The sequence below is a fragment of the Candidatus Methylobacter favarea genome, assembly GCF_902806695.1.
Lineage (GTDB): Bacteria > Pseudomonadota > Gammaproteobacteria > Methylococcales > Methylomonadaceae > Methylobacter_B > Methylobacter_B favarea.
The window spans coordinates 1-20,975 of the sequence record NZ_CADCXN010000098.1; the positions used below are offsets into that span (position 1 = coordinate 1).

Annotated in this window: 18 protein-coding genes and 1 pseudogene; 4 read left to right on the top strand and 15 right to left on the bottom strand. The window is 50.0% G+C overall.

Annotated features, from left to right (window positions below):
- Positions 1-244 precede the first annotated feature (244 nt).
- Positions 245-695 (bottom strand): annotated as a pseudogene (locus HUX64_RS20515) (transposase family protein); the annotation flags it as partial.
- Positions 696-1,168: 473 nt separating this feature from the next.
- Between HUX64_RS20515 and HUX64_RS15460 the strand changes: the two are divergent.
- Together HUX64_RS15460 and HUX64_RS15465 are read left to right on the top strand one after the other, a co-directional pair.
- Positions 1,169-2,875 carry a hypothetical protein gene (locus tag HUX64_RS15460; RefSeq protein WP_174627117.1) on the top strand — a complete coding sequence of 569 codons (1,707 nt, stop codon included), beginning with the start codon at positions 1,169-1,171 and terminating at the stop codon, positions 2,873-2,875.
- A 327-nt stretch (positions 2,876-3,202) separates the two neighbouring features.
- Positions 3,203-3,439, top strand: coding sequence for a hypothetical protein (locus HUX64_RS15465; protein ID WP_174627118.1), 237 nt, complete (start codon positions 3,203-3,205; stop codon positions 3,437-3,439).
- 508 nt (positions 3,440-3,947) lie between these two features.
- Here HUX64_RS15465 and HUX64_RS15470 read toward each other — a convergent pair.
- The 8 genes from HUX64_RS15470 to HUX64_RS15505 form a co-directional block, all read right to left on the bottom strand.
- The gene (locus HUX64_RS15470; protein ID WP_174627119.1) at positions 3,948-4,214 is read right to left on the bottom strand and encodes a hypothetical protein; all 267 of its coding nucleotides are present in this window, start codon (positions 4,212-4,214) and stop codon (positions 3,948-3,950) included.
- A 1,074-nt stretch (positions 4,215-5,288) separates the two neighbouring features.
- Positions 5,289-6,476, bottom strand: a complete 1,188-nt coding sequence (locus HUX64_RS15480) for an ABC transporter ATP-binding protein (protein ID WP_174627121.1) — start codon at positions 6,474-6,476, stop codon at positions 5,289-5,291.
- A 6-nt stretch (positions 6,477-6,482) separates the two neighbouring features.
- Entirely contained in the window at positions 6,483-7,319 is an 837-nt protein-coding gene (locus tag HUX64_RS15485) for a carbohydrate ABC transporter permease (RefSeq protein ID WP_174627122.1), read from the bottom strand.
- On the bottom strand, positions 7,316-8,197 hold the full coding sequence (locus HUX64_RS15490; RefSeq protein ID WP_174627123.1) for a carbohydrate ABC transporter permease: 882 nt from the start codon (positions 8,195-8,197) through the stop codon (positions 7,316-7,318). The genes HUX64_RS15485 and HUX64_RS15490 overlap by 4 nt, the downstream gene beginning before the upstream one ends.
- Positions 8,194-9,348, bottom strand: a complete 1,155-nt coding sequence (locus HUX64_RS15495) for an ABC transporter substrate-binding protein (protein WP_246247066.1) — start codon at positions 9,346-9,348, stop codon at positions 8,194-8,196. Before HUX64_RS15495 ends, HUX64_RS15490 begins: the two co-directional genes overlap by 4 nt.
- 25 nt (positions 9,349-9,373) lie before the next feature.
- Positions 9,374-9,553 carry a hypothetical protein gene (locus tag HUX64_RS19870; RefSeq protein ID WP_246247067.1) on the bottom strand — a complete coding sequence of 60 codons (180 nt, stop codon included), beginning with the start codon at positions 9,551-9,553 and terminating at the stop codon, positions 9,374-9,376.
- 139 nt (positions 9,554-9,692) lie between these two features.
- Positions 9,693-11,690 carry an ATP-dependent zinc metalloprotease FtsH gene (ftsH, locus tag HUX64_RS15500; RefSeq protein ID WP_174627125.1) on the bottom strand — a complete coding sequence of 666 codons (1,998 nt, stop codon included), beginning with the start codon at positions 11,688-11,690 and terminating at the stop codon, positions 9,693-9,695.
- Between the two features lie 30 nt (positions 11,691-11,720).
- Positions 11,721-11,927, bottom strand: a complete 207-nt coding sequence (locus tag HUX64_RS15505) for a hypothetical protein (RefSeq protein ID WP_174627126.1) — start codon at positions 11,925-11,927, stop codon at positions 11,721-11,723.
- A gap of 178 nt (positions 11,928-12,105) precedes the next feature.
- Between HUX64_RS15505 and HUX64_RS15510 the strand changes: the two genes are divergently transcribed.
- The gene (locus HUX64_RS15510; protein WP_246247068.1) at positions 12,106-13,248 is read left to right on the top strand and encodes a serine aminopeptidase domain-containing protein; all 1,143 of its coding nucleotides are present in this window, start codon (positions 12,106-12,108) and stop codon (positions 13,246-13,248) included.
- 19 nt (positions 13,249-13,267) lie between these two features.
- Here HUX64_RS15510 and HUX64_RS15515 read toward each other — a convergent pair whose 3' ends face one another.
- The 5 genes from HUX64_RS15515 to HUX64_RS15535 form a co-directional block, all read right to left on the bottom strand.
- Positions 13,268-13,627, bottom strand: coding sequence for a hypothetical protein (locus tag HUX64_RS15515; RefSeq protein WP_174627127.1), 360 nt, complete (start codon positions 13,625-13,627; stop codon positions 13,268-13,270).
- A 78-nt stretch (positions 13,628-13,705) separates the two neighbouring features.
- The gene (locus HUX64_RS15520; RefSeq protein WP_174627128.1) at positions 13,706-14,965 is read right to left on the bottom strand and encodes an MgtC/SapB family protein; all 1,260 of its coding nucleotides are present in this window, start codon (positions 14,963-14,965) and stop codon (positions 13,706-13,708) included.
- Positions 14,965-15,678 carry a TVP38/TMEM64 family protein gene (locus HUX64_RS15525; RefSeq protein ID WP_174627129.1) on the bottom strand — a complete coding sequence of 238 codons (714 nt, stop codon included), beginning with the start codon at positions 15,676-15,678 and terminating at the stop codon, positions 14,965-14,967. Before HUX64_RS15525 ends, HUX64_RS15520 begins: the two co-directional genes overlap by 1 nt.
- Positions 15,679-15,746: 68 nt before the next feature.
- Positions 15,747-16,328: an HdeD family acid-resistance protein gene (locus tag HUX64_RS15530; RefSeq protein ID WP_174627130.1), complete on the bottom strand. Its 582-nt coding sequence runs from the start codon at positions 16,326-16,328 to the stop codon at positions 15,747-15,749.
- 370 nt (positions 16,329-16,698) lie between these two features.
- Positions 16,699-19,344 carry an N-6 DNA methylase gene (locus HUX64_RS15535; RefSeq protein WP_174627131.1) on the bottom strand — a complete coding sequence of 882 codons (2,646 nt, stop codon included), beginning with the start codon at positions 19,342-19,344 and terminating at the stop codon, positions 16,699-16,701.
- Here HUX64_RS15535 and HUX64_RS19335 point away from each other — a divergent pair, their 5' ends adjacent.
- Entirely contained in the window at positions 19,345-19,593 is a 249-nt protein-coding gene (locus HUX64_RS19335) for a hypothetical protein (RefSeq protein WP_217426564.1), read from the top strand.
- 46 nt (positions 19,594-19,639) lie between these two features.
- Here the strand turns inward: HUX64_RS19335 and HUX64_RS15540 are convergent.
- Positions 19,640-20,975: hypothetical protein (locus tag HUX64_RS15540; protein ID WP_217426565.1), on the bottom strand; the 1,336-nt coding region annotated here is incomplete at its 5' end.

Sequence of the window (20,975 nt, forward strand, 5' to 3'; positions counted from 1 at the left end):
TTGTGTTTGCATTCCTGCTCTTTAAATTCCGGCCAAGCCCGATAATATTGGGCAATATTTATTATATATACCCAAAGTTCTTTATAGGATGTGCGTTGCGCAACTTAATAAAATATTTTATGGTTTAGGGCACTCCTTGGCGAACAACCTGTCCTTAATAAGCATCCTGGCATTTATGATATATCAACCTTTTACCGGACAGATGGTTAAGAGCTGCTTGCGGCAATACATAGTCTCGGCCTGATAAGGCCGTCTTGAGGCGACCAGCACCGTAGGTTGCCCGACTTTTATTGAATTCGCTTTGCAGGATAGCCGTAAGATCAGCATCATCTTTTTCAGCCGTGGCGGGAACGCGATGCAGCCAATCATAAATAGGCGCTTCGCGATACCTGCATAAACCGACACATCGAGCCTATCGTAAAATTCCGTTGTATGCTGGTGAATCCAGGCGTACTTCACCGGTGTTCTCTGGCAAAGTGCGCTGCCGCCGTTTTTAATCAATCGCGCTCCTCGGTCAGGCGGGAGGATTCTTTGTTGAGGCGCTTGAGTTCACCGTAAAGAGGCTCATCGGTTTGTACCGTTTTATCGTTCTCCTTAGAGCGGCTGTATTTGCCGATCCAGGTGTACAGGGTAGTGACGTTAATGCCGAGATCTTTGCCGACCTGAGTGATGGGTTTATCCGCTTCATTCGCCAGCTTGACCGCTGATTCTCTGAATTAGGCTGTATAAATATCAGGCTTTTCTGGTTTCATTTGGATTCACTCTTTTTGGAGGGTATTTTATAGAGAGGGTCTGCTTTAGTGTAGCTACATCACGTTATAAATCTGTCTTTAGAAGTGTCCTGTTTAATTAAACCATTTCAGTTATCTCATCGGGAAACAAAAAAGGTGGAGTACGCGTTAATGGTCTTGGCCTTCGGTCTATTTTTTTACCGGTGTGGTGTTTTTAGTTCATTGGGATTACGATAAAGCTTGCGAGTCTTTCTACGAGACTTTGGCCGCATTGAGAGGGACATGCCGTGGCAACAGTTGCACCTGTGGTCTTACGCCTCAGTACGCAAGCGACGCTGTCGCAGCTATCTTTACAAATAATGGAAGAAGTCTCTAAAAACTCAGCTTTAATCTTGTCGCCATACTGCTGATCTTCGTACTTCAAATGGAGAAATCGTATGACTAAAAAACCTGAAAGATTTCAGCCTTTCAAGGCATTAAACATTATAAACTGTTTGCTAGCGCTCCAGTTAAGTATGTGGGTGAGCGAAGCGGCGGTCGGAGGAGTTTGTGGACTGTCAAACGACTTTGTTAATCCCCCTATGGCAAATGACGATAGTCAGCCGCCCGTCGGTCTATTCAATCTTCAGGAATTTCCTAATGAGGTAGGTAAATTGGGAGTTTTTCATGTCAGCACGGATTCCGATGTATTTATCAAAAGCAGCAGTTTTTTTAGCAATCTGGGGACGAACCAGCGGACTTGCGGAACCTGCCATTTACTTAAGGCGGCAGGGGGTTTTGATGCTTCAAGTGCCGCACAGCAGTTTGTCAGGTTTAACGATGCAAACAATGTCGATAACAGCATTCCCGGCCAGAGGGGCACCAGTCTACTGGATCCCCTATTTCGTCCATTTGACGGTTCGTGGACAGTGGCCTTAGGGCAAGCTTCGCTCCTGAATAAAAATGATCCTGATTACATCGATCCCTGCATTGCCTATAACAACCTGATTCAGTATGGGCTTATCAAAGTAATCCGTGATATCCCGCCTGGCGCCCAGTTTACCCTAGCCGGTTATTTGCCTGGCGTAGTTTCTGGTATTGAGATTAGCCCTGAAGACCCTGCAAAAGTTACCGTTTATCGTCGTCCACTCCCTGCAGCCAACCTGGGCAGATTAAATGATGATGAAACTCTGGCACAGGACTTTACAGGCCCGGTAATGTGGGATATGCGGGAAAGCGTTAACCTTGAGGGTTTCACATTCGTTGCTCGAAAACCTTTAAAAGACGCGTTATTACAGCAGTTTGAGGATGCTACACTCGGTCATGCGCAGCTCGACGGAACATTTCGTTCGTATTATACCGATAATGCTATTGACGGCGTTAATTTCGAGATGGGTCTTTTTTCAGCACAGAACTCCTTAAAGGGACTACGCACAGATGAAGCTGACGAAAATAATAACAAGATCGGGCCGTTTGCTTCCGGAGGAGCTTACAATGTAGAAGATTCATTTCTAGCTGCTCGAGTTACTGCGCCTGACCCATTAAGTACTACAGGCAGAACAATTACTAAGGTTTTTGACCTCTTTGATGCGTGGGCAACCAGCACGGATAAGAAAAAAAAGGCTATCCTCGATGGTCAGGAGTTATTTAACGGCACAAAATTACTTGCTACTAAGGTAGCGGGTGTTAAAGTCGTGGCCGGCTGTCAGACTTGCCATAGCCGTAACAATATTGGTTCCAGCATCGGCTTTGGCGGCACTGGGCGAGACCCTGGATTCAATATTGGGATATCGAGTAATACAGGACCTAGCGGGGCTACATTAACAGGCTCGCAGTCACTAGATCCCGCTTTATTTGAAAAATTGATTAAATATACCTTAAATAAAACAGATGGATTACCCGTTAACTGTGGAGCGAATGGACGGTTGTCTAATCGAATAACATGGGTGACAACTGATCCGGGCCTTGCCTTAACGACTGGGTTGTGGTGCGATATCGACAAGAAGAAAACGCCTAGGTTGCGCGGGCTTCATCGTCAGCCTTATTTCGCAAATGGTTCAGGTACCAACCTGAGGAGAACTGTCGAACTATACCAAGGACTCTTGAATGTCAGATTTACATCAACAGAACTTGACAACTTAGTAGCATTCTTGGAGGCTTTATAGTACCGAATAATCAAAACCTCGCAGGAAAGGCAGGCTTGAGGGAAAAAGCAAAGCATGAATGACCGAATCTCGTCGAGCCGGGCAGGTCGCATATGCTGTTTGTGCCCAGCCGGAACAATTCGGATTTAAACGCTGGGCAAAAAAGCCTGCCGCCCTACCGGGGGCTAATCATAACCGCTGTTAAAATACCAGAGGCGCGCCTCCGGCGGCGGTTTTGAAAGTTTGCTTTTGAATCGGGTTTGGCGGTTTCACTTGACTTCCGTTAGCGGGTGCCCCTTACCTGTACGTTAGGCGGAATCGAAGCCGGCATGCGTTACCAATCCGGGCATGAGGCCGACGAAAGAAGCGCTTTTGGCAATGAGGGTCGCCCTTGGCGACTTAGCTATCTCCACTGCCTTCGTCGAGCCAGAACACGGCATCCCCCTCGAGCGCTTGGAGAAACTATTCTTTCTCTGCGTATCTATTCCGGAATATTACCAGATCGAGAAGAAAATGCCGGTTGATTACTTCATGGCCGAACGGAACGCGGAGCAGACGATCGGCGAGTCACGCTGGTCAATATGAAGGGCGAGGCCTTATACGAACTGCTCCTGCGAATCATCGAGGCCGAGCTCCCGCCGATCAGTACAGAGACCTGTACGGGGATTACGACATTGGCGATGACTACGGCGCGGGCGGCGGTGGTGGGGAGTAGTTCCCGAACATGAAATACCAGGCGATGATCGAGCAGTCATGATACTTCCTCTACCGCCTCACGATTTTGCCCGGGCACGGAACGATCTGTTTTTCGACGACAGGCGATTGGTATTGGACATAGGCGGTGATCGTCCTCTTCTGACCGTGTAACTGCCGCTCAAGTCATGCGGCGGAATTAATCAACGGAGTCGGCTACTTCAGTGCCCCCGGTATTGTCGACAACGTTATTAGGCAAGAGGTAACGGATTGACTCCACATCTGCAGCAGCGATGCCTGAGCCTTCGTTCCATCCCACTAGCAACGCGGCTTTACGCTACGCTCTGCCCATCCCGTAAAGTCCGGAGCAATGGCCGGCAGTCAGATTCATATGCCCTGATCAAGTTGAGGACAGGGGGTTGCCCTCATACTTCCCGCTCTGGAACAGGGTCAGCTCCCAGCGCTGTGCTAATTCATCATGCCGCAGCAGGTAAATATCATTTCCGCCTGCACGCACTTTAAAATAACGATAGTCCGGCGCTAACCAGCGATCAATTACTTCTTGGATTTCAATAGCTTTAGCGCCCATAAAAAAACGTCGAGGGGTTTCATCCGTCCGGTAACCGGCATAGCATTCCACCTGAATTGTGAACGGGTCCGCAGTCATAAAATTTTTAATCCGGGGTTAATGCACTGGCCTATGGTAATCCTATCCAGTGGCGCTTGGTAGCAAAAATCGAGAATTTATAAAGCTCAGGGTAAAATGCCCAATACCCCTGAACGGTCAGCCATGAAATCTACAGCCGGTTGCCGCTACAGTTAATGTTCATGGGGCAATAAGTTCCCTGGCTGCGGATAATTGCAGCTCTGCTTGATTGCTTGCAGGTTGACTTGCGGCCAACGAGCCGGTTTTTCAATCCTGTTTCGGCCACTATCATCAATTCTTCCCGCCTTGCTGAGTCTGGAGAGTGCCCCGACATATCGTGATGATTTATCGACAGACAAGTCAGCTTGCCCAATCCTGCATCGGCTTGTTAGCCGGGTTAATTATCTCAGGCTCGCTAGTTAAAAAATTTCGCAATCCGCTTTACGATGGGCTTAATTTATAGCTTTAATTAATAAATGTGCTTGGCCCGTCTAAATACTAAGCCGGCGCTTTCGGAGCGAATATACGCAGAACTTGTATAGCGAAAATTTTTTATTAAGTTACCCAGCGTACATCCCCGGAAACAAGTTTAGTGTATAAGATTTATAAGGCCCGATAGTATCGGGTTTAGCCGGCATAAAGAGACCTGAATGAACAGATGCATCACATCTGGTTTTGAGTTTCCTACTTTATTTCAGTTGCTAATGAGATGAAGCATCCAACAGGGAGGGGGCGCCCTCTTCGGCGATTAAGTAATAGCAGACTAAGTAATAAATGAGTTTAGCCGTTAAAATTTTTCTCAGGAGAATACTATGACCACTGTAACCCGTGATTCGGATCAAGAAAACTCAACTTGCGCCAATCCCTCTTGTAACTGCCCGGTGCAGCCGGGCCAGGAATACTGTTGTGATAGTTGCGAGAACCAGCAGGACGGTGACGTATGCTCATGCGGGCATACTGAATGCCAGCGCGAGTAAAACAGCTTCCAAGCGTGAAATAAGTTATTTTCCCATCAGCTGATAGCTAAACTGGATATTGGTTTATCTGAATAACGGAGATTCAGTATCAGATGTATCAGCTTTGATTTCGTGTTAGTTACTCATTTCCAGCGGGCGCTAGCGGCAATTTTCGGGTATAGGATTTTCCTGTTTTATAAGCAAATAGATGGATTTTACAGGTGTCCAGCAACAGCGAGATTTTATCGCCTTTACTAATAAAGACTGAAGAGGGGAGGCGGGCGACCAGGGGCAGCGTATTGTTTTCGCGGATTTTACCGCAGAGATCGTCCGGCCAGGGGATTGCCAGCGACTTTACGGGAACTTTTACATCGAAATAGACATAGAGTTCAGCGCCTGACCATTCCAGAACGTCGATAAAGGCGTCAAAGGCGAGTTCGCCGCGGGAAATGTTATCGGCTTCGAGCGGACGGAAATATTCCGGGCGGATACCCGCGATGAGTTCAGTACAGTCGGCCGGCAAATGCCGCAGCATTTCCTCCGCCAGTTCGGTTTCCCCAATGGGCAGAATCAGCCGGGTTCCGTCGATCAGGGCGGGAAGAAAATTCATTCCCGGCGAGCCCATGAAACCAGCCACGAACAGGTTAGCCGGATGATAGTAAAGCTCCCTGGGGGTGCCAATCTGCTGCACTTTGCCCCGATTCATTACTGCTACCCGGTCGCCCATCGTCATGGCTTCGGTCTGATCGTGAGTGACGTAAATCAGGGTAGTGCCGAGCCGCTTTTGCAGACGGGCGATCTCGATGCGCATTTGCACTCGCAGCCGCGCGTCCAGGTTGGAGAGGGGTTCGTCAAGAAGAAATACCTCAGGTTCTCGAACGATGGCGCGGCCCATGGCCACGCGCTGGCGCTGACCGCCAGAAAGGCTTGCCGGTTTGCGTTCGAGCAGCGGAGTCAGTTCCAGAATCGCTGCCGCTTCGTCGACTCGACGGGCGATTTCTGCATTTGAAACCTTAGCCAGCCGCAACGGAAAGGCGATATTTTCACGTACGCTCATGTGCGGGTAAAGAGCGTAACTTTGAAATACCATAGCCATGTTGCGATCTTTGGGATCGAGCTTGTTCACCGTTCGGCCATCCACGCGGATTTCGCCGGCACTTACAGCTTCGAGACCGACGATCAGATTAAGCAAAGTTGACTTGCCGCAGCCTGAAGGTCCTACCAAAATGAAAAACTCGCCGTTCCGGATAGTAAAGCTGACTTCTTGCAAGGTAACCGTTCCATCCGGGAAGTGTTTGCTGACGCGATCGAGTATGATTTCCGCCATGTTTCTCTAGCCTTTGACGGCGCCGGCAGTAAGTCCGGCAACGATGCGCCGCTGGAACAAAAGCACTATTATTAAAAGAGGTGCGGTCACTATCACCGAGGCGGCGGCGATGGAGCCGGTCGGCTGTTCGAATTGGGAGCTGCCGGTAAAAAAGGCGATAGCCGCCGGCACCGTGCGCGCGGCATTCGTGGAAGTAAGAGCGGTGGCGAATAGAAAATCGTTCCAGGCGAAAATAAACACCAGAATCGCCGCCGTGAAAACGCCGGGCGCTGCCAGGGGTGCAATTACATAGCGGAAGGCCTGCATCGATGAAGCGCCGTCCACGCGCGCCGCTTTATCCAGATCCCAGGGAATTTCACGAAAAAAGGCGGAAAGAGTCCATATTCCCAAAGGCAATGTAAATGTCATATAAGGTAAAATCAATCCAGCCCAGGTATCGAAAAGGCCGAGGTATCGCCACAGGTTAAAAAGCGGACCGATGATGGAGACCGGTGGAAACATGGCGATGGCCAATGCTCCTCCCAGTATGGCCCTTTTGCCCGGAAATTCCAGACGCACGAGGGCGTAGGCGGTGAACATGGCGAGCGTGACCGAAAGCAGCGTGGCAATCAGGGCAATGCCGAGGGAATTCCAGAGCGCTGCCAAAAATTGAGTGTCGGCGAACAGGCTTCGGTAATTATCAAAATTCATGTTAACAGGAAAGAAACGCCGATCGTTGAGGTCAGCTGTACTTTTCAGCGACAGGGAAATGATCCAGATTATCGGCAACAGGGCATAGAAAACCGCCATCAGCCCACTGCCATACCAAAAAAACCTTTCTCTGCGCGCCTGCCTGTTTTTCATGGCCGATCCTCTCGTTGCTCGTGAAGCGAGGCGCCGAACCCTTTGATAAACAGAAAGGCAATCAGCAGTACCCCGCAGAAAATCAACACGGACACTGCCGAACCTAAGCCGAGATTAAGCCTGACAATGAGTGTGTTGTATCCTACGATAGAGACCGTTTCGGTATCCTGAGCCCCCCGAGTCTGAACATAGACCGTGTCGAAGATGCGAAAAGCATCCAGAGTCCGGAACAGGAGCGCCACTAGCACCGTCGGTTTCATTAATGGCAGAATGATCCGCCAGAATCTTTGCCAGGTCGAAGCGCCGTCCACTCGAGCCGCCCGGACCAGATCCTCGGGGATCAGCGTCAGCCCCGCCAGCAATAGCAGCGCCATGAATGGCGTGGTTTTCCAGATTTCGGTAAAAATGATGACGAAAAAAGCAGACCAGCGTTCAGTGAGCCAGGCATTCTCCAGGCCCAGCAGGCCGTTGATGAAACCGGTAGTGGGATCGAAAGCGAACTTCCAAGCCAACGCGGCAACCACTGTGATCGTAGCGTAGGGCACGAGAACGGCGGTCCTGACAATGCGGCGACCGACAGTCGTCAGATGCATAAGCAGCGCCAGGGCAATTCCAAACACCAGTTCGAATACGACCGAACCTGCCGTGATGATCAAGGTATTAACCAGCGCTTGCCACCATACTTCAGAAGTTAGCACACTGGCGTAATTGGCGAGGCCTATGAATTCCCGATGATCGGGAAAACGAAGATCGTAGCGGAACAGGGAAAGCCAAATCGCGTATAAGATGGGATAAGCGGTGACCACCAGCATGGCGACAACGGCAGGGGCGCAAAGCAGCCAGCCCAGGCGGCGTTCGTCGCGGCCTCCAGGGTTCACAGCAGTCCCTCCGAGTTAAGGGCCCGCGCCACCGCCTTACGCAATCTCTTCGCATCAGTTACGGGATCTATATCGCGCATGGGGTGCAGGGTACGGCTGATGGCGAGAGAGACGTCGTTATACACCGGCGTCCGTGGCCGCAGCACGGCTTCGCGCAGGGTTTCGCGCAGGCTATCGGCGAAAGGAAATCGTTGGCGGACTTCGGGATCATCGTAAAGCGTTTCCAGAGTAGGCGGCAAGCCGCCTTGTTTTGCGGCAATGACTTGATTGGCTTTCGAGGCCAGGCATTCAGCGGCTTCAAAAGCCAGCCCAGGATGGCGGGCGGAGGCGTTGACGCCCAGATTGAGCCCGCCGATGGCGATGCGGCTCAGGTGGTGCCGGTTGATTGAAGGCCAGCGCGCAAAAGCCATGTGCGCTGCCACTTTGGGGGCGTTCTGACGGGAGCTGGACCAGACAAAGGGGTAGTTAACCATGAAAGTCGGCTCCCCCGTTTCGAAAGCCAGCCGCGCCTGATCCTCCCGCGCCGTCGCCAATGCGCGGTCCGCGGCGGGGGAGGAGGCAATCTTTTTCATTAAGGAGAGAACTTCTACAGTGGGGGCCTCCTCCAGCGCGACGCCGCTGCCGCTTTCGTCGAGCACCGATCCGCCCGCAGAAGCCAGCAAGGAGATGAAAAACACTGTCAGTCCTTCGTAGCGTTGCCCCTGCAACTGCAGAGTCCCCGGACTGCCGAAAGTTTCGGCTTTTTCAATAAGCTCATGCCATATACGAGGAGGGCTTTTCACCCGGTCGCTGCGGTACCAGAGCAACTGGGCGTTACTGGTGAAAGGGGCGGCCCAGAGTCTATTTTTGTAGCGAGCGCTCTCCACGGCAGCAGACAGACGTTCCATCGAGACCCGCTTCGACGACGCAGCAGGCCAGGGCAGAATCCAGCCGGCCTCTGCAAATTCAGCGGTCCAGATGACATCCATGCCAATGATGTCAATGTCGGGATCTGCGGCCGCCAGGCGTCGAACCAACTGTTCCCGCTGCTGGTCGGCATCGGTGGGGAGGGGTTTGAGAACAAGGGTGAAACGTCCCCCCGCCAGTTGCGAGCAGCGCTTGGCAGCGCCGCGAAAGGCCCCTGAAGGTTCGGCGAAAACGTACCAGGCCAAAACCGGCGATTCTCTGTCTGATTCCCTATCTCCTGTGTTCGGGCAGTTCACGGCTGAAGTCAACACGCCCGTTATCAGCAGGAGCAGACGGTATCCAGGTATCGCATGATGGCGCATACTCGTGTTCGCCCTCTTGGGTTTGTGGCTTGATCCACTGCTTGCAAACGGCAATCAAGACCTGATCCGGCAAGGCCATGACTGTCACTGATCGGTGGGGAATGAAACGGCATAAGATACAGTTTTTCCTGACTTTTTATGGCGATTCCTTGGAGATAAACTATACCACAGTCAAGCAGTCAATCTAAGGCCGCGCGCATTTATCTATCTAAATGCGCTTTACCGTATCAGGCTGGCTGAGTTTCAAGTAATGCCAGCATTTCTTCCCGGTTAATGACTTCTTTCTCCTTTAACAAGTTCGCCAGTTTATCCAGCGCCACCCTGTTTTCGGTAATAATTTTACGGGCGCGCGCTTCAGCTTCCGAGATGAGATTCAGGACTTCCGCATCAATAAGCCGGGCAGTCTCATCACTGTAATTGCGGGATTCCGAGAGTTCTGTTTCCAGAAATTGCAGCTGCTGGCGCTTGCCATAGGTCAGTGAGCCCAATTTTTTGCTCATGCCCAGACTGCAGACCATATTACGCGCAATCTCACTGGCTTTTTCCAGATCATTCTGGGCGCCGGTGGAAATACTGCCCAGCACAACTTCCTCAGCAACGCGTCCGCTCAATAAAATGGCTATTTGATCCTTGAGTTCCTCTTCTGTCGATAAAAACTTTTCTTCCACCGGCAATTGCAAGGTAAAGCCCAGCGCCGATACCCCTCTGGGAATAATCGATATCTTATGCACCGGCTGACCCGTCGGCACATGTTCAGCGACCAGCGCATGCCCGCCCTCGTGATAAGCAAGCCGGCGTTTTTCTTCCGGATTTAAAACCCGGTTTTTCTTCTCCGGTCCGGCCAGTATGCGATCGATTGCCGCTTCAAAGTCGGCCATTGTGACGCTGCTGTGTCCAACCCGGGTCGCCATAATCGCGGCTTCATTGGCAATGTTGGCAAGATCGGCGCCGACAAGTCCCGGAGTGCGTCTGGCGATTACTGCCACGTCAATGTCTTGAGCCAGTGTTATTGATTTGGTGTGCAGCTTAAGAATCTCGATGCGATCCTGTAAATCGGGTTTATCAATCACAATCTGGCGGTCAAAGCGGCCGGCGCGCAACAAGGCTTTATCGAGGATTTCGGGGCGGTTGGTCGCCGCCATCACCACAACCCCAACGGAGGTATCAAAGCCATCCATTTCGGTCAGCAGCTGATTCAGGGTCTGTTCGCGCTCATCATGGCCGCCTATCATGACGGGTCCTCCGCGGGAGCGGCCGATCGCATCCAGTTCATCAATAAATATAATGCACGGGGCTTTATTGCGTGCCTGCAGAAAAAGCTCCCGAACCCGGGCGGCGCCCACCCCGACAAACAGCTCGATAAATTCCGAACCGCTGATATTGAAAAAAGGCACCCCCGCTTCACCGGAAACAGCCCGCGCCATCAAGGTTTTGCCGGTTCCAGGCGGACCTACCAGCAACACGCCTTTAGGCATGCGCCCGCCCAGTTTCTGGATTTTTTCCGGCATTCTTAAAAAATCGATGGTTTCTCTAAGTTCCTGCTTGGCATCGTCAGCGCCAGCCACATCATTAAAGGTAATTTTCGCCTGCGTATCCTCATGTATATGAATTTTATTTCCCAAATTGAGAAAAGACTGCGCCCCGGCAGTAGTGCGGCGCATAATCCATGAGCCAATAAGGAAAAATATTAAAATCGGAATAACCCAGTTGGTAAAAATATCAGTGAGCCAGTTTTCCCCGCTTCTGACCACAAATTCAACTTTATTCTGCTCCAGCATTTTGACAAGATCAGTTTGCCATAGAGGAATTGTCACAAAACGTTTGGCCGGCTTGTCAGTATCTTCGGATTTAATGGCTCCGGTAATAAATTTTTCTGTTACCACAGCCTTGTCAATTTTTCCCTCTTTTACATAATTAAGAAACTGGCTGAAAGGAATCTCGTCGCGCTGTACTTCCCGTGCGCTATTAAGCCAAAACAGCGTCAGAACTAATATCAGGCCAAGGTAGATAAATTTATTTCTCCTGGCTTCAGCCGCTTCTTTATCCAAGGGCTTATTAATTTCTATCTTCGGTTCCTTTTTATCCAAAGGTTTATTGATTTCAATTTTTGACTCTTGCTTTGAGCCATCGCCAAAAGCCGTTATCACCAGGTTTTTTAGATAGTCATAGGTGCTTCTCAGTAAAGTCAAAAAAACTTTAAAAATATTATCTTCGGGCTTATCCATTGTATTTAGTCCTTATAAAGTTATGAGGTTTTACTTCAAACATTTTAATAAAATTGTTTTTTGCCAACATGATGATGAAGCTAAATAGACATTTGCGCTTAAGTACTGAAGTCTTTTCTCCGCAGCTGAAAGCTGTCCTGCCAACTGAGGGAGGTAGAGCCAATCTCCACCGCTATCAAGCCTGTTGCCTAAGCGCTCACTACTTCGATTGACCACATAGCGCTGTTTGTTGTTCAAAATCATCCCTGCTTAAGCCAATTCGCACAGCCATACTGTTGCTATTTGTGCCGGGTTTTCAATAGTTGCCAGCCACGGCGGTTAAGATTATTGTTTGATGCGTAATAAACCTGGAGATCTTTTCAATAATACCCAGCAGATCTTATCCTTGCAATAATTTACCAGAGAGGTTTTGCAGTTGGCATCATCAAAAAGGGTAACCGTAAAGTATCCGCTCTGGGGCGAAGAGCACTCTCTGGCGGTTAATAAAGCCGGCTCAATCCGGCGCCTTCAGATGCTGACGCCGGCCCAGCCGCATTCCGCCAGGGCCTGCCTGCTGATAGTGCACGGCATGAATGAACATATTGGCCGCTATGGTGAAATCGCCCGCTATTTTGCCGACCGTTTTATTGTCGCGGGCATGGATATGACGGCGCATGGCTTGAGCAATCCGGTGCTTATGAAAGCGCATAAAAGTATTGAGGCCGGCGCCTTAGCCTATGATGTCAGCCGGGCTTATCTTGAACAGGCTCAAATTCGCAATCTGCAACCTTTGCGAAATGATCTGGAGCAGGCCCTGGCTTATCTGATTGATTACAGTAACAAGGCGTCAGGCAAAAGCCCTTTGCCGGTGTTTATTCTGTCGCATAGTCTCGGCTCGCTGGTCAGCGCATCCTGGCTGCTGCAAGCCGGCAATGCCGCTTCAACAGCCGCAATAACCGGCATTATTTTCACTGGCCCGGCCTTTGCCGTTACCGAGGTGCCAGGCTGGCGCGGCTGGTTCCAGAATCCGCTTATCCGGTTTTCATTTCATACTCACGAACACTTTCTCAATCCGCACCGCGAACCCTTACTGCTGTTACTGTGGCATCAACTGCTGGCCCTGCTCAGCGTGCCTGTGCAGGATGGCCTTATTGAACTGCTGTCATTGCCGGGTCTGCGCAATCTGTTTTCGCCGACCCGCCCGGACTGGGTCGTGGAATACCTGAGCGATTGGCCCGAAGAAAGAAGCCGCCTGCGCCGGGATAATTACTGTATCCGCCGCTGCATTCTGCGTTATGTGCTGGCAGTGGAAAAGGAAATCATTCTGTTCAGGCGCCGCATGGCCGCTTTTGCCATCCCTTACCTGCTTATCTATTCGGAACATGACCCCATTACCGCGGCCTGGGGAAATAGCGATTTCGCTGCCGTAACCTACACCAGACATCCGCACAATGAACAGATGGTGTTAGCGGGAAAAAGCCACCATGAGCACCTTTTCTCCAGTCCGGCATTGCGCAAGCAGATTTTGCGTAAAATTGACAGCTGGCTGGAGCTGCGTTTGGGAAACAGGAAAACTTAAACGATAGCGATGCTATCGCTCACTCTTTATGATTATTACTGAATCCCATCAATGCAATTATCAGGAAAATAATAAGCAATACCGGCCAGAAATAAGGCGCCGCCAGCCCAATGCCCAGCATGGCGAAAATCAACGCCGCAAAAAACATTAATATTCCTGCCCCGAAAAAAAGCAGCAGGGTAAGAATGCCGGTGATAAAAAGCACTGCAAAAAGCGTAGGAACAGCGGCAAAATGCGTTAACGGCTCCGCTACGGGCTCGCCATTAATCATCATGCTGAGTTGTCCTGTGGCGGGATGAAATAAATAGCTCAATACCGCGATCAGCCCGCCGATTATCAATACCCTGGTTATCAATCTATGGCTGCGCTGGTTTTTCATAAAGCGTAATACTCCGAAAGTTGACTATTCCATATCAAAAAAATAACCGGCAAATCCCCAAGATTTCTAAAAACTTCATCAGCCCTGTTTAAAGGTATAGGCGACAGAAATCACAAACAAAAAAGCTAGCCAGGCTGCGGCATACAGAACTGATCGGTTGCGCGCCAGTGCGACGGCATAGGCCGCTTTTAACAGATTATTACTGCCGCTGGACAGAATGACCGCCAAAACAAGGGTTGAATCAGGTACTGAAAACTTGCCGCTGAGCAGGGAAAGAATGAACGGATCAATATCTGTAAAGCCGACGCTAACGGCCAGGAATTTAAGACCATGACTGCCGAAATGGCTGGTGACATACTGGGTCAGAAAAGTGAAAAGCACAAAAGCTAAAGCGAATACAATAGCTGTGGTTAATTCTAGAGGATGTTTTACCGAGGCAGGCTCGCTGACTACCGGTCTATTGTTTTTGAAATTCAGCAAACCGGCAATGATTAACGAGGACAGGAAAATAAGGGTTAGAAACGGAACCAATAAAATTTCGCCGGCCTCGCGATTAAACAAAAAAATAATCACCAGCAATCTGAGATACATCATGATGGTCGCCATAATCAGGGCGGACGATACGTAACCGTCGGCCTGTTCCAGTTCCCGGGCGCGCTTGGCGATAACCACCGTCGCAGCAGTGCTTGAATATAAGCCGCCCAAAACGCCGGTAATCAACAGGCTGCGATTTTTAAAGAAATAATTGTTGATCAGATAACTCAGATAAGAAAAACCGGATACGATAATTACCGCGAGCCAGATTTTATAATAGCTGACCGGCAGCATCGGAGCTATGGCTTGATCCGGCAGCAGCGGCAAAATGACGCCGGCGATGATTAAAAACCTGGCCAAGGTAACGATTTCTTCATTAGCCAATTGGTCGGAAATCTGGTGGATTCTGGGTTTTTCGCCAAGCAGCAGAATCAGCAAAACACTATAAAGCACTAAAAACCAGATCGGGAAAGCAGTGGCGATAGGGCCGATTAAATAAATCAGCAGCGCAAATACCGTACTCAACAGCGAATAATATCCTTCCGAAGAAAGCCGCCAGTAAAAAATCAATAAAAAACTGCTGAGAATTATCAGACCCGAGACAAACAATAAGCGGCTGGGATCGATTAAATACAGGATAAATCCCAGTGTCCCGATCAGGACGAAAGTCCGGGTGCTGCCAAAATGCAGTTTATACTCATAGGCATGATGATAGCGGCGAAATTCAAGACCCACTATAAAAGAAAAAGCCACGGTCAGCGCAAATTGCACCAGCAAAGGCGGAATTGCCTGGTAAAATTCCACTAATGGATGCTCTGGCCGGGATTTTCTGACTTTATCCGGTTGATAGAACTGGCAGCCATTTTTGCCGCATAGAACAATACCAGCACTGAAATAACCAGGCCCGCAGCCAGCAAAGGATAGGAAATGCCGCTTGGCTTGGTCGGCCCGCTCAATAAAGCCGCCATATGTTTGGTGGTAAAACCGAGATATACCAGACTGAGGTTGTAGATCAGAATACCGCTGGTTGCCGCCAAATACGGCCAGAACCTGACCTGAGTGACAGACAGGGCATAGCTCAGCATTGCCAAAGGCAAAGGCGTCAGGCGCAATAAAAACATCAGCTTAAACGGCTGCCGGTTGAATACGGCGTCCAGCGTCGCCAACTGTTCATGTTTGGCGATAAAGGCCAGAACCTTTTCCCTGAATAGATAACGCCCCAGAAAAAAAATAAGCGCCGCCGCCATATAGGTGGCCAAAATGATATAAAGCATGCCGGCGCCGAGTGGAAATAATAATCCGGCAGCAAAACAGAGCGCATCAACAGACACAAAAACAGGGACCAAGAGAACAAATACGGCAATAAAGCCTGCCGGCGCATAAGCGCCCAGCTTCTCAATCCAGGCTTCCAGATCCGGAAGATGGACTTCCAGTATATGCCCGAAAAACAGGACAACGCCAACAAAAACCATAGCAATCAATGATTTTTTGATGAGCTCACTTTTTTGTTGCTGCATGTGCTTTTTTCCTGAAATACTTGATTTACAGCGTAGTACACAGCCCTATGCGGACAGGAAGCCGGGCATTACAGACTTTCCTTGTGATGCAGACTGATTTTGACCAGCGACCAGCCCAAAAAAACCATATTAATCCCCAAAAATAGGCCTAACAGCCAATTGGCGGTTTCAGGCCAGCCCAGCCAGATAATCAACGCAAACACTAAAGCCGTGATGCCGCTAAAAAGCATAAAGCCCCAGTTGGTTAAGGGGCGCATCATCAAGGCCAGGGAAATCTTTGTAATGCCTTCCAGGGCAAAAAACAGCGCCATCAGCATGGTTAAGGTGAGTATGCCGGCAATGGGATTGGCGATAAATAAAAAGCCGATTACAAGCTGCAAAAGACCCATGAACAGCCATAGCCAAAAACCCGGCATTTGCCAGAAAAACAAGGCGCGGCTTATATGAACTATTCCGCCAAAGAGAATAATCCAGCCTAAAAAGAGGACTATCGCTACCGTAAAGACCTGAGGTATTACGATGGCGGAAATACCCAGGACGATGAATATAATCCCTTCGGTTAAAAACAGTTTCCAGTGTTTTCGCAGGTAAACCAGCATCTGCTGTTGCATATGCTGTAATTCAATATTGATCTCATCTATATTGCTCATGGTTTTCTCCCCTAAAGTGGCTGTCATTCAGATGGCGCCTGGCGCAGGTGTTTTTATCAGTTAAGTTTTTCTCCGGTTCTATTTTTATGTAAGCATTCAAAAATAAAGCCAACTTGTATTTTGCCTCATTCCGGCATGGAGTGCATTGACCAAAAGAGCCATGTGCAAGGACTTACAGGGTAAATCCAGCGTCCACGGATGGCGGCAAACTGCTTGCTTGTATGGTGAGGCGCTTATCTCAGGCAGTTTTCTACATTACCCAGGTTGTAGCGTATCATTTTTATCATTAACTTAATAAGCGAAAAAAAATAACAGGGATAAACAGGATAGACAGGATTTTTCTTCATCCTGTTCATCTTGTGTATCCATGTTAAAACTCTTCGCCCCAGACGCGGGCGAGGGCGGCCTGGATTTTTTTCTCGAAGCGGGTGATCAGTTCGCGGTTGGCGGCGACCAGCGCTTGCTCGGCTTCGATCTCGGCGACGATGATTTGTTGGGTGGCGAGGGGTGGGAGAGAAATCTTGATGGCTGCAATATCTGACTGGTTGATGCTGGGATAAGCACCTTTTTCCATCATGTTAACCATTTGATTGACAATATGATCCGAACATACCGCCGCAAGAACAAAGGCTGGCTCCGCTATGCCATTACGCGCTCGAAGTACAGCAAATCCTGTAGAGGCAATCGCACGATCTTTCACTTCTTTGAGGAGGGTGAATGCCTTTAAATTGGGCCGTACCGTTGAGACCAGGACATCACCGCCGCAAATACCACGTCGTGCTCGACTCGGAGCGTCGGAGGATATGACTTCGTTATACCCGAGGAACCGCCCGGTTTCGTTTTCTACAGACGAGATGTCAATGTAGAAGACCATTTGGTTTGGATATGCTATGGCTGGATTGATCGTTTCCGGATTGATCTCGCACACTTCACGGAGCTCCATCATCGGCCAGTCGGGGTGGATGGGGATGTGGGGGCGGTAGTTGTCGAGGACGGCGCGGGCGCCGTTGATGACTTTCTGGTAACCCTCGATCTCCGCCACGATCTCCGTCTGCACCTCCAGCGGGGGCAAGGGAATTGGGAAGTTCTCTACGTAATCTCGTGGCACGCGTTGCAGTCCACCCGTGCCGGTCATTTGAGCGACAGCAGTATCTCGAAAAAACGGATGCATAACGCAGAAGTAAATCCATTCGGGAAGTACCTGTCCTTTGCTACGTAGCACATAAAACTCGCTTGAACCGAACCCGACTCCATTAACAAGGCCGCGTGCGATGCCCGCTTTACCGTTTTCAAAACAAGGTGTGACCTTAGCAAGTAGAACATCGTTGTCTTCAAAATAGGTGTAGCTCGTTGATACCTCTGAAAGCAATTTTTTCTCGCTGGGGTGGAACGCTATTCTGTGCTCATTAATAGCGGCCATAGGAACGAACGAGACGCGCATATCAGCTTTAAGGTTAGCCAACTGACTTTTGCGTGGATTGATAGTGCAGACATCGCCAATCCTAAGCAAAGGGAAAATGTAATTCTTTGCCGCACCCTCCCGATACCGCTCTCCGCTTAAATTATAATCCCCATTAGCGGCGATCTTTTCTTTAGTCACAACCAGAGCAGTGCCTTGGGAAACAAGCGCTTCTAACATGGATGCACAGGATTTACAGGATGTTTGTTTTTTATCCTGTCCATCCTGTCTATCCATGTTCAAATAATCAATAAAGTATTCCTTTATTCCGGCCAGTGCCGAAGTGAGCTGTTCACCGGCTATGGCGCGGCGCTGGGCGCCAAGGCCGAAGCCGTCGTTTTCGATTTTGAAAAAGGCAATGCCGCCGCTTTGTTTGGCCAGCGCTTTGTCCAGAATAAGAATCGATGTTTTTACGCCGGAATACGGCTGAAACACGCCAGCCGGCAGTGAAATAACGGCGACGAGTGAATTATCGACCAGCATTTTCCGCAGGGCTTTATAAGCGGTCTGGCTCTGGAAAATGATGCCTTCGGGCACGATGATGGCCGCGCGTCCCGCAGGCGTGAGGTGTTCGGCGATGTAATCGACAAACAGCACTTCGCTGCGCTTGGCCTGGATGGAAAATCGCTTATGCGGTTTGATGCCGCCTTTTGGCGACATGAACGGCGGATTGGCGAAAATAACGTCGGCATACTCGTCCCAGCGCTCTTCGCTGGTGAGCGTGTCATATTCGAAAATATGCGGGTCATTGAAGCCATGCAGGTAAAGATTGACCAGCGACATCCGCACCATGTCCGGCGAAATATCATAACCTTTGATATTTCCGGCCAGGCGTTTGCGTTCCTCCGGCGTCAGTAAATCGCCCTTGTAGCGCATCGGACTTTCAAGCGTCAGCAGTTCCAGAGGCGCGCCTTTTTCAGCATCAGCCGGATGATCCTGTTTCGGCTGGTAGTCTTTCGAATTGTGCTTCAGGATGTGCTTGTAGGCTGAAATCAAAAAACCCGCCGTGCCGCAGGAGGTATCAATGATAGTCTCCTGCTTTTTCGGGTTCATGATTTCGACCATGAAGTCAATGATGTGCCGGGGCGTGCGGAACTGCCCCGCGTCGCCCTGACTGCCCAGAACCGAGAGCAGATATTCATAGGCGTCGCCCAGGCGCTCGGAATGGTCGTAGCTGAACTCGTCGATGATTTTAAGAAAGCTCTTGAGCGTTTCGGGATCGCGATACGGCAGATAGGCGTTTTTGAAGATGTCGCGAAACAGCGGCGGAATGCCGGGATTCTGCGGCATGGTAGCGATGCCTTCACCGTACAGTCCGATTAATTCATGGCCGCCGATGCCTGCGCTCATCAGTTTGGCCCAGCCATAACGGGCAAAGCCGCCGGTAAAGAATTTGCGCTTGCCGCCCAGTTCTTCGGCTTCGGCGTCCATGTCATCCATGAACTTGTAAATCAGGGCGATGGTAATCTGTTCAACCTGGGATTTGGGGTCAGGAACTTTGCCCACGAGAATATCGCGGGCCGTATCGATGCGGCGTTTGGTGAGAGTGTCTAACATATGATTATTTTATTTACATGGATGAACAGGATGGACAGGATTAAAAACAAATTCAATTTCAGGGAAATTCAGATTCTTTCGTTACTATTCAGCGAATCCGAAAACCTGCAAATCGCTGAGAGCTTGCCCCCTCTCCTGATGGAGAGGGCTGGGAAGAGGAGAATTAAACAAGCATTTAGCATCATTTTTTATTCCCCTCACCCTAACCTCTCCCGCTGGAGAGGAATTGTTGTGCTTCGCGCTGAATAGTTACAGTCTTTTATCCTGTTCATCCTGTGTATCCATGTTAAATTGTTTAAGCTGAGAACTGGTTCAAGGGCACATAATCCTTGATGTAATTGGGTATGAGGGTGCGGTATTGCTCGGGTACGGACTTAAAATCCCGCGTGGTGAAGACCGGATTGGTGGCAAGATCGGTGTATTCTCTGGTTTCGATGATATGGCGAATCTGATCGCTGGTGGCGTAAGCCTTGAAGTAGTTCTTGAGCGCGGGGATAGCCTCCGCTTGTTCGGGTTTGCAGTCGGCGACGAATTTGGAGAATTCCTCTTCCAGCAATTCGTCCCTGGATTTAAAGCGCGGAATCAGGCCGAAGATTTTCTCAAGAATTTCGCGCAGACTCAGGCGGCGATCCACAGCGGCGGCTTTACGGAGTTTATCGAGGGTATAGAACTCGTTCGGCTTATCGAAAACCTCACGGTTGACGTAATCAATGACACGATCCCACTGGCCCGCCTCGACAGCTTCCGCAATGGCCGCGTTCTCGCGCATGGCGTCCTCGAATTTCTCGTAGAACATGCGGTCGATCTTCATGCCCTCGTAGCCGATAGTCTGTTCCTGGATGCTGGAGATGATGTCTGCGCCAAGGTGCTCGTAAGAAGAAGCGCCCGCAGGGCTTGGTTTTGCGCCATCGCCGCCCTCTTTGCCTTTAGGCTTGGGCAGCTTGATGATTTCGTCGTAGTTGAAATCTTCCTCGAAGTATTCGCAGTTGGCGAAGAAATCGAACAGTTTGTAGGCCGTTTTACGAGGCTGTGTGATGAGTTCCTTGAGGTCTTCATCAAATAGCTGTTCGAGAAAATTATGTTTGCGCGTGCCGCGCCCTTTGATCTGAATAAAATCGGTGGGTGAAAAGATAGGGCGAAAGAGGCCAAGATTGAGCAAATCCGGGCAATCATAACCCGTGGTCATCATGGCTACAGTGACGCAAACCCGCGCTTTGCCGGTTTTGTAGGCGGGCAAAAAATTGGCGGAGCCGAGCAGGTTGTTATTGGTGAAGTTGATGGCGAACTGCTGGGCGTCGGGTATCCGTGAGGTGACTTGCACGGCAAAATCAGACTGATACTTCCCTGGGAACATGATGTCCGCCATGAGATTAAGAATCTGGACGAGCTTCTCGGCATGATTCTGGCTGACGGCAAAGATGATGGATTTGCCGATCTCGCCGCTGACAGGATCACGAAGCGCATGTTCCAGAAAGGTTTTGCAAAAGAGCTGGTTGGCGCCATCGGCAAAAAAACGTTTCTCGAATTCGCGTTGCTTGTAGGTTTCTTTCTGATCTTCGCCCTGATCGTCTTTGAATTCAACCACGAAGCCATCTTCCGACAACAACTTGGTAGTGATCTCACTGCGGGCG

Coding starts and splice junctions, on each gene's coding strand:
- HUX64_RS15460 (WP_174627117.1), top strand. CDS start 1,169: ATGACTAAAAAACCTGAAAGATTTCAGCCTTTCAAGGCATTAAACATT.
- HUX64_RS15465 (WP_174627118.1), top strand. CDS start 3,203: ATGAGGCCGACGAAAGAAGCGCTTTTGGCAATGAGGGTCGCCCTTGGC.
- HUX64_RS15470 (WP_174627119.1), bottom strand. CDS start 4,214: ATGACTGCGGACCCGTTCACAATTCAGGTGGAATGCTATGCCGGTTAC.
- HUX64_RS15480 (WP_174627121.1), bottom strand. CDS start 6,476: ATGGCGGAAATCATACTCGATCGCGTCAGCAAACACTTCCCGGATGGA.
- HUX64_RS15485 (WP_174627122.1), bottom strand. CDS start 7,319: ATGAAAAACAGGCAGGCGCGCAGAGAAAGGTTTTTTTGGTATGGCAGT.
- ftsH (WP_174627125.1), bottom strand. CDS start 11,690: ATGGATAAGCCCGAAGATAATATTTTTAAAGTTTTTTTGACTTTACTG.
- HUX64_RS15515 (WP_174627127.1), bottom strand. CDS start 13,627: ATGAAAAACCAGCGCAGCCATAGATTGATAACCAGGGTATTGATAATC.
- HUX64_RS15525 (WP_174627129.1), bottom strand. CDS start 15,678: ATGCAGCAACAAAAAAGTGAGCTCATCAAAAAATCATTGATTGCTATG.
- HUX64_RS15530 (WP_174627130.1), bottom strand. CDS start 16,328: ATGAGCAATATAGATGAGATCAATATTGAATTACAGCATATGCAACAG.
- HUX64_RS15535 (WP_174627131.1), bottom strand. CDS start 19,344: ATGTTAGACACTCTCACCAAACGCCGCATCGATACGGCCCGCGATATT.
- HUX64_RS19335 (WP_217426564.1), top strand. CDS start 19,345: ATGATTATTTTATTTACATGGATGAACAGGATGGACAGGATTAAAAAC.